Source organism: Sediminibacterium ginsengisoli, assembly GCF_900167075.1.
GTDB classification, from domain to species: domain Bacteria; phylum Bacteroidota; class Bacteroidia; order Chitinophagales; family Chitinophagaceae; genus Sediminibacterium; species Sediminibacterium ginsengisoli.
This window is the reverse complement of record NZ_FUWH01000006.1, coordinates 250,383-265,748: the sequence shown is the minus strand read 5'-3', so window position 1 is coordinate 265,748 and position 15,366 is coordinate 250,383. Positions and strand designations below refer to the sequence as shown.

The following is a 15,366-nucleotide window of genomic DNA, read 5'->3' as shown; positions in this document are numbered from 1 at the left end:
GGTTATAATAACTTCAATAACAACCGTAATAATCGACCAAAGCGTAAACGTTCTGGCTGCACTTCGGGTGTGTCTGGTGATAGCCGTAAGCCGTGGGTACGTGGTTGGAAAGCCAGTCGTCAAGGCTTTGTTACCATCATATGTGGCCCTAATAAGGGTACCAACGTACATGAGAGCCGTACAGGTCGCAATTGGGAAAACTGGACTGCTACGGTTCAGGTTGGCATGGCTGCTCCTTATCTCGTTAGCTGTCTTTACGATCAATCAACCGGTAAGGTTTCTATTGAGAAACTCGGATTGGTATTGAATCCTAAAGCGCCTAATGGCGGTTACTGCGGCCGCTTTGGTCAACCTAAAAACCGCCGCTAATGAAGTTCTTATTAAAAATGGGTGGCTTTCTCCGTAAGGCAATGATTTTCGGTGTCGTGCTGGGAGCGGTGAACGCAGGTTTCAAAGCTGCCCATGATTACTATGAAGGACATGCACCTGCGGACGCAAAGCCTGAAGTGAAGAATGACTAATCATCCCTATTCAATCGCAACGATTGGTGTGACAGGTAGCGGCTTTATGCATTTTCTTTCCCAGGTGCCGGGCGTGATCTCGGCCCTTGGTCAGATTGCAGTAGCGATTATTGCTGTAACACCAGCTATCAAACACATTCTTAACAAAAACAAAAAGAAAGATGAAATCTAAGACATTGTACATACTCGCTGCCGTGGTTGTTGCCGCTGGTGCTGCGTGGTACTTCTTCGGATCCAAGATCAAAGCCATGTTTATTAAATAGTAAACCATGGCGCGAAAAACCAAAAACAGAAAGGCCGCCCTTGTATTAGCGGCGGCTTTTCTTCTTGCTGCAGTTGCTTTTGTTTGGCGTATCATATTCCCGAAAAGAAATGAAGGGGATGAAACGTCAATGCTGGACGACTTGCAGAATACATTAACAATTTACAATCCACTTATGAGTGCAAAAAAAACAGCTGAAGCTATCATAAAAAAATGGGAAGGTTTATACCTCAAAGCCTACCAAGATAGCGCGGGAATATGGACTATCGGTTGGGGTACTATCAAGTATAAAAACGGTGCATCGGTAAAAAAGGGTGATGTGATCACAAAGGATCAGGCCCAGGCAGAATTTGAGTATGAGTTTAACCAGAAATACGATTTCGTTGTTTCGAGGTCAAAGGTTAAGTTAACGGATTCTCAAACGGCTGCGCTTGTATCGTTTGCTTATAACGTTGGTACTGGTGCTCTGCTCGAATCTACGTTATGGAAACGTATACAGGCCGGTGAATCAGCAAAGGCTGTAGCCGATGAATTTCTCAAATGGAATAAGGTAACCGTTAATGGTGCAAAGGTTGTGATTGCAGGCCTTACGAATCGCCGTCCTGATGAGCGTGCTTTGTTCCTCGTTTAAAAAACCATTATGGCATATAAAAGAAAAAACAATCAGGCAACGCAGTATATGCGTTGGGGTATTATTGGAATTGTTGTGATCGCGGTTATCGCTTTCGGCAAGTCCTTGTTAAATAAGTTTTCCAGTGGGTTTGCTTTTCTGTCTGCCGGTAAGGATCAGGAGAAGGTTAATGCAGATCTTAATCAGCAGTCGTGTACTGCTATCCGTACCAGTTTTGTTGTGGGTGTTGTGAAATCGTTGAAAGATATGTTTGATGCTTGGTCAACATCGGAGAGTGAGGTGGTGGACTTTCTTAATTCTTTGCGCAATGCTGAAGAGGTGCAATATGCATCTACTTATTATCAGAATGCGTATGGCTCTTCCTTTAAAAATGCTGTGCTGAAGGAATTGGACAGCTGGGGTAATCCGATGGGCTGGTTTTGTAAAAGTCACTGGTCTTCTTTAAACAAATACGTTCAGGATAATCTCGTTTAATATGGCATTCTTTGAAGATTTAACGAAAACGGTTAGTAACGTAGCAGGTAATCCGCTTGCGGCTGCTACGGGCTTTATTGGTGGCTTATTTAAGCGTGATACATTGTCCGATTGGAAAGGATGGCCACCGGCACAGGCGAGAGCGTGGGTTACTGATTATCCGGCTGATGAAGATAAGGCCCGTACAGCTTCTAATCTCTATGGTTATGTTAGCAACAAGGGGTTTGATACGCTTGTTAATCAGGACGGGTATGATTCTTACGGCACTTTCAGGCGTAAAGTAACGTACAAGGAAATTGCTGCAAAGATCCGCGCAGGCGGCATGTCTGCTGAAGCCGATGCTGTAGAAAAGCAAGATCCTAACTACTCAAAAAGTACGTTCCAGCTGGCTGGAACTACACAGTCATTTTTTCAGAATCCTGTTGTACAGTCGAACCCGATTGTTGGTACTGTTAATGGCAAAGTAGAGACACCGGAGCCGGGCAATACAAGGGTTCCTAATACCAGTACCAAGTCGTATATGAAAATTGGTGCTGTCATTGTTGCTATCGTTGCTGTTGTGATTGTAGCGATCAGGGCAATGAAACCTAAAAGGAGGTACAGTTATGGCAGACGTTAAGAATAACAGTAGCCGCAGGCAGAAAAACAGTGATTGGGAAGCTACCAGCGGTATTACGGAGATCCTTAATAAGCCTGAAGATTTCGGAAAGGGTGACCCCGGTGATCCGGGGCCTCCCGGCCCGGCAGGCCCAAAGGGTGATAAAGGTGATAAGGGCGATACTGGTAGTGACGGTGCACCCGGCCCGAAGGGTGATAAGGGTGACAAAGGTGATCCCGGTGAACCAGGTGCAGGTGCTGTAGATGAAAGATGGCAGAACTATTTTGATGAACACGGCCGTAATAGCCTCTTTTTCCAGGATAACGGCGGTAATAAGATACATCTGAAGCCTACCAGTATTTCCGATTCAGGAACTGCGGTATTGCAGGCTTTTAAGCCGGACGATTCGACCGCACGCCTTAAGATTGATGCAACTGTAACGCAGTTTGACGGTTCAATACAGACCGGTGAGACTTTTGGCGTTGATCCGGCTCCTGTTAAGATTGGTGTTCCTTTTGCCTACAACGATCTTATCACATCGGAATATTATGTTACTGAAGACGATACGTTCGAAGATTTGAAAACAAAGTTTAACTCCCTTCTTAATAGATTGACTGTGACTTTGGGTGGCTCGATTCTTCCCGTTAACATCAACGGTTATACATTCCCTATTTCCATCAGAAACGATTAAACACAAAATTCAATGACAAAAATAGCTTTACAAACGGCCATTAACGTTGATGGTTATGATTATGAAGTGCAGTACAGATCATCAGGAACGGCGCGTATGCGTTACATGTTGCTGCATGGTTCAGAGGTTGTGTACGCAGCCACTGTGTTGCTGCAGAAAGAAGAAACAGATAACTGGCTGACAGACGATGTGCTCATACAGAAAATTGCAGCACTGCATCCCGGTATTGATTTCACACCTGTAAATTTTGCGCAATGATCACAGATGTACAATTTATAGCGCACTGGACAGTCCGCGTGTATGAAGCGGAAACGGATACTGCTGGTCAATGGCACTATAACATCACTGAAAGATTTATTCCGATATCGGAAGTCAGTGAGCCGTATAACATCAGTGCTGAATGGGGCAAAGATGCCGCTAAGGCAATGCTTGGCAGTAATGCTACGGATTTGCTTTCTTCTTTCGCTGGATATAACGTTGCTCTCGATGCGTTGGTGTTAGAGCCTCGCCGCTTGTATTCAAGGGTAATGAGTAAAGATGTGCCGGTGGCTAAAGGTGATACACTCATGTGTGTTTGTCCACCACCTGGGCGATAACTGCAGGTATGAAGGTTCAGGGCCTTCGTTACTGGAGCTACATAAAAAAAAGTGCAGGTTACCACGCCTGCACTTATAAATCCTTTCGGATTGAATATGATGGGTACCACCCCACCTTACCACGTGTTCAGATAAACATCAATAAATCTGAACTACAACCCGGACACTATGAACCGGGTTATACACATCTGTTGAAAAACAGTTGTGTCACCTATTTTAAGAATGTTATATAATTGCCCTCACCATTACCACAAACCACCAATTTGTAACTTTTAAACATCAACTATGAAAGCAAATCCTGCGCCAATTCGCGCCTTCTTATCACCTCTTCTACTGTCATTTCGTCAACCCTTCAAAAGTAACTGAATTTTTCATATTGCAAAAATTTCGTTGTAATCTTACTTAATATTATGTTAAGTAATAGATTTAAAAGAAAGCACCATTCCTAGTGCTTCCTCATTAATATCTTATTCCGCTACCAGCCTGATGATCCTTCCCGGTCCTTCTACAGACACATAGATATTTCCATCCGGCCCCTGCTTTACATTACGAACCCGTCCGATGTTCTCGAGTAATTTATTCTCTTTTACTACACGGTTGCCCGACATCTCCAGGCGCGACAGGTATTTGAACACCAGCGAACCAACCAACATATTACCTTTCCAGGCTTTGAATTTATTGCTGGTTATAAACGCCAAGCCGCAGGTTGCGATCGATGGCGTCCAGGTATGGATCGGTTTATCTACGCCCGTCATCTCCGGGTTCTCTGAGATCGTTGTTCCGTCGTAGTTGATTCCGTACGATACCAGCGGCCAGCCATAATTGGCTCCTTTGCGGATGATGTTCACTTCATCACCTCCCTTGGGTCCATGCTCCGTTTCCCATAATTCGTTGGTGAACGGATTCCAGGCCAGGCCTTGCGGATTACGATGTCCGTATGAATAAATACTATTGGGTGCTGCATTACCCGGTAAGATCGGGTTATCGCCGGGCACGAGTCCGTCATCAGTTAAACGGTGTACTTTGCCCCAGATCTCTGTTGTGCTCTGGGCATTCTTGTTAAATGAATTGGCACCGCCCTGTGTTCCGGGGCCGCCTTCACCAACACTCACATATAACAGATTATCTGGCCCGAATACGATCCTGCTGCCGTAATGCCCCTGCCAGCCGTTCGGACTGGTTGTTGTAAGCAATGATTGCCAGCTGTTTACAGCATTTGCCGTAATTTTAAAACGAGCCAGGTTCCAGCTGCCCTTGCCTGTATTATCCGTGCCTGAATAAGTACAGTAGATCCAGCCGTTCTGCGCATAGTTGGGATGAACTTTCAGGTCCAGCAAACCGCCCTGGCCTCCATTATTCACTGCGGGTACGCCGGTGATCTCCGTTACTGTTCCTTTACTATAGCGGTGAATCTTGCCTTTCTTCTCTGTAAAAAGCAGATCACCGTCCGGCAGGAAATCCATTCCCCAGATGATCTCATAATTATTGACGAGAGTTTCCGTTTTTACTACCGGCTCTTCTGCTGAAGTTCCGGGATTATCTTCTACAGTTCTGCTACAGGAAAACAAACCCGACAGCATAAACGCGGCTATGGCTAAATATGAATGTGGCATATACGGTGTTTTAGATAACCAGATCCTGCAATTCATGTGCCCGGCACGCTATAAAAAAAAATGGCCACCTTTCGGGTGACCATTTACATATATGCATTTATGCTATATTAGAATTTTCCGTGTAATGCGTCGAATTCTTTGAATTTAGCGTCGTTCGCATCAAACACTTTTGCATCTTTACCTCTTGCTTTGTCGCGTTTGTAAGCATACAGGTTTGCCAGCCAGTCAACCGTTTTGTTGGCTACACTTTTCTCTGTGCCAGACAGGTTTCCTTTTGCTTTGAGGATCTCGAAAGATTTGGTCAGCCATTCTATCGCCTGATCCAGGCTTTCATTCATTGGCTGCTCCAGGTCTGCATTCGCTTTCTTGATCGGCGCCAGCTGTTCGTTGAACTTAGCATCTGCAGCTACTTTTTTCTTTGGATCTTTTTCTACCGGTTTGTTGCTGTTCAGTACCTGCATTGCCCTGATGTTGGATGCATACCTGTCGTCCAGGTCACCGAACTGGTTGTAATACATTACCCCTACATTAAAGGCTGCGATCGCATTTTTGTCGTTTTTCGCGTAGGCTTTCTTGAACGCGCCTGCCGCTTTCATGCCGTACATGGCCAGCGTTGCGCTGTCGTGCTTGTCTTTTTCCTTTGCTTTGATATTGCTGAACAGGTCACCGAACTGGAGGTAATTCGCTTCAGTCAGTGTACCAGCCGCATCTCCTTTTTCATACATAGCTGTTTTCTGAGCCAGGTCGTAGTTTTTGTCGATGTACTCGATCTCGTAATCACCCCAGTTTTCTTTAGGATATGCTTCCTTGCTCAGCGCTACATATTTGTTGAAGTTTGCCTCATCCTTTTTCTCGATGAAATGCAGCAGCAGGTATTTGTATACATCTACATAACCTTCCCCGCTTACTTTATGGTCTGCCAGCCTGCTGTAGAATTTTACTGCTGCGTCTGCCTTGTTGGCGTTCTGGGCTGAATAACCTGCGTATAATAATGCGGTTGTATCGAATGTGATATTCGCATTGGTCCATTTATTTGCAATGATGGCATCGATATATTTTACAGCTGAGCTGAAATAATCAAGTGCATCATCCCATTTTTTCTCGTTGAATACTTTTACACCACCACCAAAAGAGGTTGAATACAGGTCGAAGAACGGATCAGCGCCTTTTTCTTTTACCTGCGCAAAAGATGGTTCTGCTGTCATGTACTTATCCATTGCTTCGATCGCTTCTGTTTTGATCTTTGGATACTTGGCACTTAAGGTCGGGTCTTTATAAATAGCAGCATATACTTTTGCTTTCCAGTATAATACGTCTGGTTTGGTGTTCACTTTAGGGTCTGCAGCGATTTTATCGATCTCTGTCTTCGCTTCATCTATCCTGTTCAATAAAAATGCGCTCTGCACTTTTTTAAAATCCTGCGCTGTTGCCAGTTGAAACGTTGCGCCCAACATAGCGAGCAATAAAAGCTTCTTCATAATTTGGGAGTGATTTAATTATCGGTTCTTACAAAAATAGGGAAACTGCTTTAGTTCTAATAATCAGGACGTTAAAAGGATGAAGGGCCTCTTTAAGCCCTCCATTCCTTCCTATTCGATTAATCCTGAACGGGTTCTGTTGTTTCAGCTGTATCTGCTGCCGGTGCTGCGCCATTTTCGCCTTCAGGCTGCCCATCGGTTTCTGCAATTTCTGCTTCTTCCTCCTGCTCTTCTATCTGGGAGATGGCTGCGATCTGGTCGCCCTCGTCGATACGGATCAGCTTCACACCCTGTGTTGCACGTCCTGCTTCCCTGATATCCACAATGCCGGTACGGATGGTGATGCCCGACTTACAGGTGATGATCAGGTCTTCCTGTTCCGTTACATATAATATACCTACCAGGTCGCCGGTTTTCTCTGTTACACTGATCGTCTTCACTCCTTTCCCGCCGCGGTTCGTGATCCGGTATTCGTCTACCTGGGTTCGTTTTCCGTAACCTTTGGCACTTACCACGAGGATGGTACGGGAGGTATCTTCCTTGTCGATACAGATCATTCCGATCACTTCATCTTTCTCATCGTCTACCTCTATACCCGTTACTCCGATCGCGCCCCTGCCGGTTGGCCGTACTTTATCTTCAGGGAAACGGATCGCACGGCCGCTTTTCACTGCCAGCATAATCTCCGACTGCCCGTTGGTCATTTTTGCTTCGATCAGCTCATCGCCTTCTACCACCGTAATGGCATTTACTCCATTGGCTCTCGGGCGACTGAAATCTTCCAGCGATGTTTTCTTGATGATGCCTTTTCTGGTACAGAGAACTATATAATGGCTCTCCACATATTCCTTGTCATCGAGTTTTTTCACGTCGATGATGGCTTTCACCTTATCATCGCCCGGGATCTGGATCAGGTTCTGGATCGCGCGGCCCTTGCTCTGCTTCTCGCCTTCCGGAATCTCATACACACGCAGCCAGTAACAGCGGCCTTTCTCTGTAAAAAACATCATGGTATCGTGCGTTGATGCTACGAACAGGTGCTCCACATAATCTTCTTCGCGGGTCTTGGAACCAACTGCCCCACGACCACCCCTGCGTTGCTGGCGGTATTCTGTTGCCGATGTCCTTTTAATATAACCTAAATGCGAAATAGTAATTACAACATCCTCATTTTCAATCAGATCCTCAATCCTCATTTCATTGGCGAGGTATTGGATCTCACTTTTCCTTGCATCACCGAATTTCTCTTTTACTTCGAGCAGTTCGGTTTTGATCAGCTCGTAACGCAGACCTTCATTGGCCAGGAGTTCTTTCAGTGATGCGATATGCTTCATCAGCTCATCATATTCTTCCTTGATCTTCTCACGCTCCATGCCGGTCAGACGCTGCAGCCTTAATTCCAGGATCGCTTTTGCCTGGATCTCATCGAGTCCCCAGCCTGCATTGACAAGGTTTTCTTTCGCTGCATCCGGTGTGCTTGAATTACGGATCAGGCTGATCACTTCATCCAGGTGATCCAGCGCGATCAGGTAACCCTGTAAGATATGCGCCCTTTCTTCCGCTTTGCGGAGTTCGAACTTAGTACGGCGGATCACTACATCCATCCTGAATTCTATAAACTCTGCAATCAGGTCTTTCAGGTTGAAAATACGCGGCCTGCCCTTGCTGATAGCCACATTATTGATACCAAAGCTGGTCTGCAGCTCGGTGTATTTGAATAACTGGTTGATGATCACCTGGGCCACGCCGTCTCTTTTCAGATCCAGCACAAGCCTGGTACCCTCGCGCATGTTACTTTCATTGTTCACATGTGCCACACCTTCGATGGTCTTATCATTTACCAGCTGGCCGATACGGTCTGTAAGCGCATCCCGGTTTACCTGATAAGGCACTTCCGTGATCACGATCTGCTCGCGTCCGCTGGCTTTGGTATCCACATGACATTTACCACGCACTACCACACGGCCGCGGCCTGTGAGTAGTGCCTGCCTTACGCCATCCATACCATAGATCACACCTCCCGTTGGGAAATCCGGCGCTTTTACATAGTTGATCAGGTCTTCCACAGGAATTTCCCTGTTGTCGATATATGCTATGCAACCATCTACCACTTCACTCAGGTTATGCGGCATCATGTTGGTGGCCATACCTACAGCAATACCCGAGGATCCGTTCACCAGCAATTGCGGGATACGGGTCGGTAATACAGTCGGCTCTTCCAGGGAATCATCGAAATTGGGCTGGAAATCCACCGTTTCCTTGTCGATGTCGGACAGCATGGCTTCTGCCAGTCGCTGTAACCTCGACTCGGTATAACGCATCGCAGCCGGCTGGTCGCCATCCTGGTTACCGAAGTTACCCTGACCGTCTACCAGCATATAACGCATGGTCCAGTCCTGCGCCATACGTACCAGCGTAGAATAGATGGAAGAGTCTCCATGCGGGTGATACTTACCCATTACTTCACCCACGATACGGGCTGATTTCTTGTAGGGTTTATTGCTGTGGTTACCCAGTTCGTTCATGGCATACAATACCCGGCGGTGTACCGGTTTGAAACCATCCCTTACGTCAGGCAGGGCCCTGCCCACGATCACCGACATCGAATAATCGATGTAGGCGGTCTTCATCTGTTCTTCAATGTTTACCTGTATAATGCGATCGTTGTCGTTCGTCTGTTCGGGTATCAGGTTCTCTTCCATGTCTGTATTCCTATACTTGATTTTTAAAATATTTCAAGGTGGGCGAAGATAACTTTTTCAGGGCGTAAAAAGGAGCTGAAACGGGTGTTTTTAAGAGACTTTTATCCACAAATGGGGGTTAATTACCGGCAGAGATGTCCGTGTTCCGGAACAGTTGCCGGCAACCGGTGTAAACTACTGATAAACAGGTGGATATATTTTTTACCGCTGGTGCATATTTGTGCTTTTCTTCCATGCCCGGATAGTATCTTTAGCCCCCGTTTAACAGACCTTTTATGCAGACCAAACATATCTTACTGATCGGTGCAGGAAAATCGGCCACCGTACTCATCAGCTTCCTGAAAAAAACAGCAGAGAACAGGCAATGGCAGGTAACCGTTGCCGATGCCGACCTGCAGCTTGCACAATCAAAAACCGGTGTAAGTGATTTCATCAAAGCGGTTCGGCTGGATATCCAGGATGAAGCTGCCCGCGCCGCGCTGATACAGGATGCGGATGTGGTGATCTCCATGATGCCGCCCGCCCTGCATTATCTCGTTGCAACCGATTGTATCCGTTTCCGCAAGCACCTGCTTACTGCGTCTTATGTGGATGAAAAGATCCGGGCACTGGCCGCGGAGATCGCCGGTAACAACCTGTTATTCCTCTGCGAAATGGGGCTTGATCCCGGCATCGATCACATGAGCGCTATGCAGCTGATCCACCGGATCAAGGCTGCCGGCGGTAAGATCCGTTCTTTCCTTTCGCATTGCGGCGGACTTGTTTCACCTGAAAGCGATAACAACCCATGGCACTACAAGATCAGCTGGAACCCGAGAAACGTGGTGCTTGCGGGTAAGGCCGGTGCTGTTTATAAGAAAGATGGTGCTGAGGAGCAAAAAGCATACGAAGATATTTTCCGCAATTGCGGTGAAGTGGCAACCGGACTCACTGGCCAGCTGGCTTACTACCCTAACCGTGATTCATTAAGCTATATGCCGGTTTACGGACTGGAAGATGCAGCTACATTCATGCGTACTACACTGCGTTATCCCAATTTCTGCCGCGGCTGGCAGCTGATCGTGGAACTGAAACTTACCGACGAAACCGAACAGTACGAGCTGAACGGAATATCGGTAAAAGAGTTTCTCCGCTTGCACCTCCACCGCCAGCAACTTTCTTTTTCATTCAGCGAACTGGATACGGATGAAACACTCAAACAGCAATTCAGTTTCCTCGGTTTAAACAGCGATGAAATACTCCCACTTACCAAAGCTAGTGCCGCAGATGTGATGCAGTACCTGCTCGAGAAAAAACTGGTACTGGAGCCGCATGATAAAGACCTGATCGTAATGCTGCACGAGATCGGTTACGAGCTCAACGGCGCTGCACACCAGGTTGAAAGTTCACTGGTGGTGGCAGGAAACGATGCCTTGCATACAGCTATGGCCAAAACCGTAGGACTACCATTGGGCATCGCCGCAGTGTTATTGCTGGATGATAAGATCACTTTGCGTGGGCTGCACATTCCCATCCTGCCGGAAATCTATGAACCCGTATTGGAGAAACTGGCTGAGGAAGGCATTGCGTTTACGGAAAAAGAATATTGAACCTTCGCAGTTGTTAGTCGCTGAATAAAAAGTTATAGCTGCGTTTGGGTGAGGGCGAAGTGAGGGGAAGTGAGGGTAAAGTCTCTTGTCCCCTCACTTCCCCTCACCGGAGCGCAGCTCCCCCTCACCTCGCCCTCACCCCACAACTCCTTCAAGTCCTGCCGATCAGCGGGTTTTAGCTGGTAACTTTTAAATATCCCGCGTAATCATTTATTGAAGAATGAACTTATCACCTGTCCAGCGGTATGTTTTCGTGGCTGATGATTCCTTATAGATGGTATTACCTTTTTTATCTGTTTTTTCTGTTGACTCTGCTTCTTTCATTTTCCAGGTAAGAAGTGAAGGTTTACCACCTTTGTCGGCGGGGTACACAAAACGTTCTTCGTGCCAGTATACATCTGCATCACCCACATCCATCAATTCGGGCAATGCAATGAGTTGTTTGCCATTCCAGGCGTATGTATAGGTAAGTGTTGGTATGCCACAGGCTTCGCCAGAGAATACAACCTCTACCAGATTCAGAACCGTTGCCAACCCCTTTCCTTTGGTGAGCTTTGCCGTTGTGTAGCTAAGCGATTCTTCACTGCCCAATACCCAGCCTCTGGCCGAAACGACTTTGCGGTTTTGTACTGCCTTTAATTTTACGATACACTCGCGCAACTTTACTTTTTCACCGTCTGCAAATACACTGTCCTTCGACCTGATAAGATCTAACCCATATACAAATGTGGTATTGTTACTGGCTGCGCGTTCAAAAGAAACAAGTCCCGCCCAGATATAACCTGTTTTCTGAACACCAGTTACATTGTAACGAACCTTCAGCCAGGGAGCCGTGAAGCCTTTCAGTGTGAGTTCCTGTTTTTCGGTAGCTATTACGAATAAAGTATCACCGGCATATAATGTGTCGGTCACCAGGCTGTTAGTGCCGGGCGCAGACCTGATCTTTGCGGTATCTGCAAATACAGTTTTGGAAGGAGTATTATGAAAATCGCTCCAGATATTGTAATACATTTCCTGGCCGTGCAATTTAGGCGCCAGCAGCAGGAACAGGATCCCGATACAAACAAGGTATTTGCGCATCACTCCGTTTTTTTCTTACGCGTTGTTTTTGCTGTAGCCGTTTTCTTTTCCTGCTTCCTATTCTTTGCTGCAGGTCTTACCGTTGTTTCTTCATCGCCATTGGGGCCGAGTACCCATTCATAATCAAGCTGGCGTTTTTCGAGATTGGCGGCTACTACACGGATCCATACTTTATCGCCCATCCTGAATTTACGTCCGCTGCGCATGCCTACCAGGCTGTAGTCGGATTCAACCAGCCTGAAATCGTCGTATTCGGAAAGACTGAGCATGCTTACCATTCCTTCGCATTTGTGCAGGATGGTTTCCACGAAGAAGCCGAATGCAGCCACGCCGCTGATCACACCTTCAAAAGTTTCACCCAGGTAATCGCGCATGAATTCTACCTGTTTGTATTTGTTGCCGGCACGTTCACACTCCATTGCCGCACGTTCGCGTTCGCTGCTGTGACGGCATTTCTCTTCCATTTTTTTATCGAGCACCGGCTGATCTTCTATGATCGATTCCAGCACACGGTGCACCAGTACATCCGGGTAACGCCTGATGGGTGATGTAAAATGGCAATAATGTTCGAATGCGAGGCCATAGTGACCGATATTTTCGGATGTATAAATTGCCTTGGCCATGGTTCTGATACCCAGCTGTTCCAGTACATGCTGTTCGGGTTTACCCTGTGCTGCTTCCAGCATCTGGTTAAAGCTTTTGGCAATGCCCTGTGCGGAAGACATATCGAAATGGTAACCGTATTTCTTTGCAAATGCTACAAACGGCGCCAGCTTTTCCTCATCAGGCTGATCGTGCACACGGTAAGGGAATGGTACCGGCTTTTTGTTGATCTTCAGTTTAGATACATTTTCTGCCACGGTTCTGTTGGCCAGCAGCATGAACTCTTCGATCAGCTGGTGTGCTTCTTTGCTTTCCTTCACCACAATCCCGACCGGCTTTCCTTTTTCATCCAGCTTAAACCTTACCTCCTGCGATGAGAAGTTGATCGCACCTTTGCTGAAACGCTTTTTACGGATACGCTGTGCAATGCTGTTGAGCAATAATATTTCTTCCTGATGAGGGCCCTCTCCTTTTTCAATGATCTCCTGTGCGTCTTCGTATGTGAACCGATGATCGGAGTGGATCACTGTTTTACCCAGCCAGTATTGTTTCACATCTCCTTTCTCCGTCATCTGGAAAATGGCAGAGAACGTGAACTTGTCTTCATGCGGTCTGAGCGAACATAATTCGTTCGAGATCTTTTCCGGCAGCATCGGGTTTACGCGATCCGGCAGGTAAACGGATGTTGCGCGCTTGTATGCTTCCGCATCGAGTTCCGTATCCGGGCGAACATAATAACTCACATCCGCAATATGCACCCCGATCTCATACAGGCCGCTGTTCAGTTTGCGTACGGAGATCGCATCATCAAAATCCTTCGCGTCTACCGGGTCGATGGTAAAAGTGAGTATATCACGGCAATCCTTGCGCTTCGCGATCTCTTCGGATGATAATATTTCCGGGAGTCTTGCGGCCTCTTCCATCACATCATCCGGGAAAAACAACGGAAAACCGGCCTGGGCCAGTAATTCCTTCATGGCTGCATCATTCTCATCTTCCGGTTGCATGATACTTATGATCTCTCCCACCGGTTTTTTATCGTCCTTATCCCATTTCACCAGCCTGGCCACCACCCTGTCTTTGTCTTTGGCACCTAAAGTTGATGATAATGGTATGAAGAGATCCGGCATCGGTTTATCTGTATCCGGTACAAAAAATGCATAATTGGCTGAAAGCTGCAGATGCCCGATGAATTCTGTCTGCTTACGTGTAACCACTTCCGTGATCTTGCCTTCTTTTTTCCCGGTGCGCGTATTTTCCTTGATCACTTTAACGCGTACGGTATCGCCGTTGAGGGCCGTCATGAAGTCGGCAGGTTTTACGAGTACGTCGCCGGCTACATTGTCTACGATCACATAACCCATGCCCGAACGCGTTACTTCAAGTTTGCCTTTCAGTATGGTTGCCTGCGAAGAGGGCTTCGATCTTTGTTTCTGTTTCTGCTTTGATTTCTTTCTGCTCATGATTTCGGGTTAAAGCTGAAGTTTCGGATAAAATCAATGATTTGCTTATTGAATTGTGCTCCTTCTTCAAATAAAAATTCGTGCCGGATCGGCAATACATACAACGGCAGATCGGCCAGCTGTTCGGTGAACTTGGCAAAACGTACCGCGTCTTTTTCGGTTGTGAGGATCAGTTTATCCTTAGCCCTGATCTCTTTGAACTTCTCTGCGATCTCTTTCAGATCATCAATAGAGAAAATATGGTGGTCGGAATAATCCTGCTGGTAATAGGTATGTGTATGTTCATGCAGATAATCCTTCAGTGGCTTCGGGTTGGCAATTCCGCATACGAGCAACACTTCATCCCGCGGCGTCAGCAGCCATTCATCGGTACTGTTATGGATATGATACGGAATACCGTAACGGATGGTGGTGAAATATACCTGCTGGTACTCGGCAGGTTTCAGGCTGCGGATGATCTTCTGTTTCTTTTCTTCCGAAAGATCTGGCGGACATTTCGTTACAATGATCACCTGTGCCCGTGCTGCCGACCCTCTTTCGTCACGCAGATCTCCGGTTGGCAGGAAAAAGTCGTGCACGTAAAGATTGCTGTATTCAGTAAGCAGGATATTGAAGCCCGCTTTTACGGAACGGTGCTGGAATGCATCGTCCAGTATGATCGCCTGCAGATCGGGTACATCCTGCAGCATATGCGGAATGGCTACAATCCTTTCCTCACCTACAGCTACGGGTATCGTCGGAAACTTAAGATGGAACTGCATCGGCTCGTCACCAATCTCCAGCGCCGTAGTATTGGCATTTGCCAGCGCATAACCTTTTGTTTTCCTTTTATAACCCCTGCTTAATGTACCTATTTTATAATGCGGCTGCAGCAATCTTACGAGGTATTCTACCATGGGCGATTTGCCTGTTCCCCCTACTGCGAGATTCCCGATACAGATCAGCGGAAAATTGAACGCTGCAGATTTCAGATAATTCCTGTCAAATAACCTGTTGCGGATATATACGATCAAACCATAGATCAACGCTACCGGCAAAAGCAGCACCCGAAAAGATTTAAGAAAC

Annotated in this window: 16 protein-coding genes; 10 read left to right on the top strand and 6 right to left on the bottom strand. The window is 46.7% G+C overall.

The features are described 5' to 3' along the window. The 9 genes from B5D42_RS17990 to B5D42_RS12080 form a co-directional block, all read left to right on the top strand. Nucleotides 1-369 (top strand): hypothetical protein (locus tag B5D42_RS17990; RefSeq protein WP_217698816.1); only part of this gene is annotated, 369 nt, incomplete at its 5' end. Then, nucleotides 369-521, top strand: a complete 153-nt coding sequence (locus B5D42_RS17895; RefSeq protein WP_176112995.1) for a hypothetical protein — start codon at nucleotides 369-371, stop codon at nucleotides 519-521. The genes B5D42_RS17990 and B5D42_RS17895, both read left to right, overlap by 1 nt. Then, complete coding sequence (locus B5D42_RS12110; RefSeq protein ID WP_078831773.1) at nucleotides 514-693, top strand: hypothetical protein; 180 nt, start codon at nucleotides 514-516, stop codon at nucleotides 691-693. The genes B5D42_RS17895 and B5D42_RS12110 overlap by 8 nt, the downstream gene beginning before the upstream one ends. A 97-nt stretch (nucleotides 694-790) precedes the next feature. Beyond that, a complete protein-coding gene (locus tag B5D42_RS12105) occupies nucleotides 791-1,414 on the top strand; it encodes a lysozyme (RefSeq protein ID WP_078831772.1) in 624 nt (207 codons plus the stop codon). 9 nt (nucleotides 1,415-1,423) lie between these two features. After that, the gene (locus tag B5D42_RS12100) at nucleotides 1,424-1,888 is read left to right on the top strand and encodes a hypothetical protein (RefSeq protein WP_078831771.1); all 465 of its coding nucleotides are present in this window, start codon (nucleotides 1,424-1,426) and stop codon (nucleotides 1,886-1,888) included. 1 nt (nucleotide 1,889) lies between these two features. Then, complete coding sequence (locus B5D42_RS12095; protein ID WP_078831770.1) at nucleotides 1,890-2,507, top strand: hypothetical protein; 618 nt, start codon at nucleotides 1,890-1,892, stop codon at nucleotides 2,505-2,507. Further along, a complete protein-coding gene (locus B5D42_RS12090) occupies nucleotides 2,494-3,177 on the top strand; it encodes a collagen-like triple helix repeat-containing protein (RefSeq protein WP_078831769.1) in 684 nt (227 codons plus the stop codon). The genes B5D42_RS12095 and B5D42_RS12090 overlap by 14 nt, the downstream gene beginning before the upstream one ends. 12 nt (nucleotides 3,178-3,189) lie before the next feature. Beyond that, nucleotides 3,190-3,435 carry a hypothetical protein gene (locus B5D42_RS12085; RefSeq protein WP_078831768.1) on the top strand — a complete coding sequence of 82 codons (246 nt, stop codon included), beginning with the start codon at nucleotides 3,190-3,192 and terminating at the stop codon, nucleotides 3,433-3,435. Then, nucleotides 3,432-3,773 (top strand): hypothetical protein, encoded by a 342-nt coding sequence (locus B5D42_RS12080; protein WP_078831767.1) that lies wholly within the window; start codon nucleotides 3,432-3,434, stop codon nucleotides 3,771-3,773. Before B5D42_RS12085 ends, B5D42_RS12080 begins: the two co-directional genes overlap by 4 nt. Before the next feature lie 467 nt (nucleotides 3,774-4,240). Here B5D42_RS12080 and B5D42_RS12075 read toward each other — a convergent pair whose 3' ends face one another. From B5D42_RS12075 to gyrA, 3 genes are all read right to left on the bottom strand, one after another. Continuing rightward, entirely contained in the window at nucleotides 4,241-5,386 is a 1,146-nt protein-coding gene (locus B5D42_RS12075) for a PQQ-dependent sugar dehydrogenase (RefSeq protein WP_078831782.1), read from the bottom strand. A gap of 107 nt (nucleotides 5,387-5,493) precedes the next feature. Continuing rightward, nucleotides 5,494-6,864 carry a hypothetical protein gene (locus B5D42_RS12070; RefSeq protein ID WP_078831766.1) on the bottom strand — a complete coding sequence of 457 codons (1,371 nt, stop codon included), beginning with the start codon at nucleotides 6,862-6,864 and terminating at the stop codon, nucleotides 5,494-5,496. Nucleotides 6,865-6,983: 119 nt separating this feature from the next. Beyond that, on the bottom strand, nucleotides 6,984-9,566 hold the full coding sequence (gene gyrA, locus B5D42_RS12065) for a DNA gyrase subunit A (RefSeq protein ID WP_078831765.1): 2,583 nt from the start codon (nucleotides 9,564-9,566) through the stop codon (nucleotides 6,984-6,986). Between the two features lie 275 nt (nucleotides 9,567-9,841). Between gyrA and B5D42_RS12060 the strand changes: the two genes are divergently transcribed. Further along, nucleotides 9,842-11,155, top strand: a complete 1,314-nt coding sequence (locus B5D42_RS12060) for a saccharopine dehydrogenase C-terminal domain-containing protein (protein WP_078831764.1) — start codon at nucleotides 9,842-9,844, stop codon at nucleotides 11,153-11,155. A 210-nt stretch (nucleotides 11,156-11,365) separates the two neighbouring features. On the opposite strand, the gene B5D42_RS12055 is transcribed toward B5D42_RS12060, so the two are convergent. The 3 genes from B5D42_RS12055 to lpxK are packed head-to-tail and all read right to left on the bottom strand — an operon-like array spanning nucleotide 11,366 to nucleotide 15,347. After that, nucleotides 11,366-12,235 carry an SH3 domain-containing protein gene (locus tag B5D42_RS12055; protein WP_078831763.1) on the bottom strand — a complete coding sequence of 290 codons (870 nt, stop codon included), beginning with the start codon at nucleotides 12,233-12,235 and terminating at the stop codon, nucleotides 11,366-11,368. Continuing rightward, a complete protein-coding gene (rnr, locus tag B5D42_RS12050) occupies nucleotides 12,235-14,301 on the bottom strand; it encodes a ribonuclease R (protein ID WP_078831762.1) in 2,067 nt (688 codons plus the stop codon). The genes B5D42_RS12055 and rnr overlap by 1 nt, the downstream gene beginning before the upstream one ends. Next, the gene (gene lpxK, locus B5D42_RS12045; protein ID WP_245825662.1) at nucleotides 14,298-15,347 is read right to left on the bottom strand and encodes a tetraacyldisaccharide 4'-kinase; all 1,050 of its coding nucleotides are present in this window, start codon (nucleotides 15,345-15,347) and stop codon (nucleotides 14,298-14,300) included. Before lpxK ends, rnr begins: the two co-directional genes overlap by 4 nt. Nucleotides 15,348-15,366: the final 19 nt, after the last annotated feature.

Coding starts and splice junctions, on each gene's coding strand:
- B5D42_RS17895 (WP_176112995.1), top strand. CDS start 369: ATGAAGTTCTTATTAAAAATGGGTGGCTTTCTCCGTAAGGCAATGATT.
- B5D42_RS12110 (WP_078831773.1), top strand. CDS start 514: ATGACTAATCATCCCTATTCAATCGCAACGATTGGTGTGACAGGTAGC.
- B5D42_RS12105 (WP_078831772.1), top strand. CDS start 791: ATGGCGCGAAAAACCAAAAACAGAAAGGCCGCCCTTGTATTAGCGGCG.
- B5D42_RS12100 (WP_078831771.1), top strand. CDS start 1,424: ATGGCATATAAAAGAAAAAACAATCAGGCAACGCAGTATATGCGTTGG.
- B5D42_RS12095 (WP_078831770.1), top strand. CDS start 1,890: ATGGCATTCTTTGAAGATTTAACGAAAACGGTTAGTAACGTAGCAGGT.
- B5D42_RS12090 (WP_078831769.1), top strand. CDS start 2,494: ATGGCAGACGTTAAGAATAACAGTAGCCGCAGGCAGAAAAACAGTGAT.
- B5D42_RS12085 (WP_078831768.1), top strand. CDS start 3,190: ATGACAAAAATAGCTTTACAAACGGCCATTAACGTTGATGGTTATGAT.
- B5D42_RS12080 (WP_078831767.1), top strand. CDS start 3,432: ATGATCACAGATGTACAATTTATAGCGCACTGGACAGTCCGCGTGTAT.
- B5D42_RS12075 (WP_078831782.1), bottom strand. CDS start 5,386: ATGCCACATTCATATTTAGCCATAGCCGCGTTTATGCTGTCGGGTTTG.
- B5D42_RS12070 (WP_078831766.1), bottom strand. CDS start 6,864: ATGAAGAAGCTTTTATTGCTCGCTATGTTGGGCGCAACGTTTCAACTG.
- gyrA (WP_078831765.1), bottom strand. CDS start 9,566: ATGGAAGAGAACCTGATACCCGAACAGACGAACGACAACGATCGCATT.
- B5D42_RS12060 (WP_078831764.1), top strand. CDS start 9,842: ATGCAGACCAAACATATCTTACTGATCGGTGCAGGAAAATCGGCCACC.
- B5D42_RS12055 (WP_078831763.1), bottom strand. CDS start 12,235: ATGCGCAAATACCTTGTTTGTATCGGGATCCTGTTCCTGCTGCTGGCG.
- rnr (WP_078831762.1), bottom strand. CDS start 14,301: ATGAGCAGAAAGAAATCAAAGCAGAAACAGAAACAAAGATCGAAGCCC.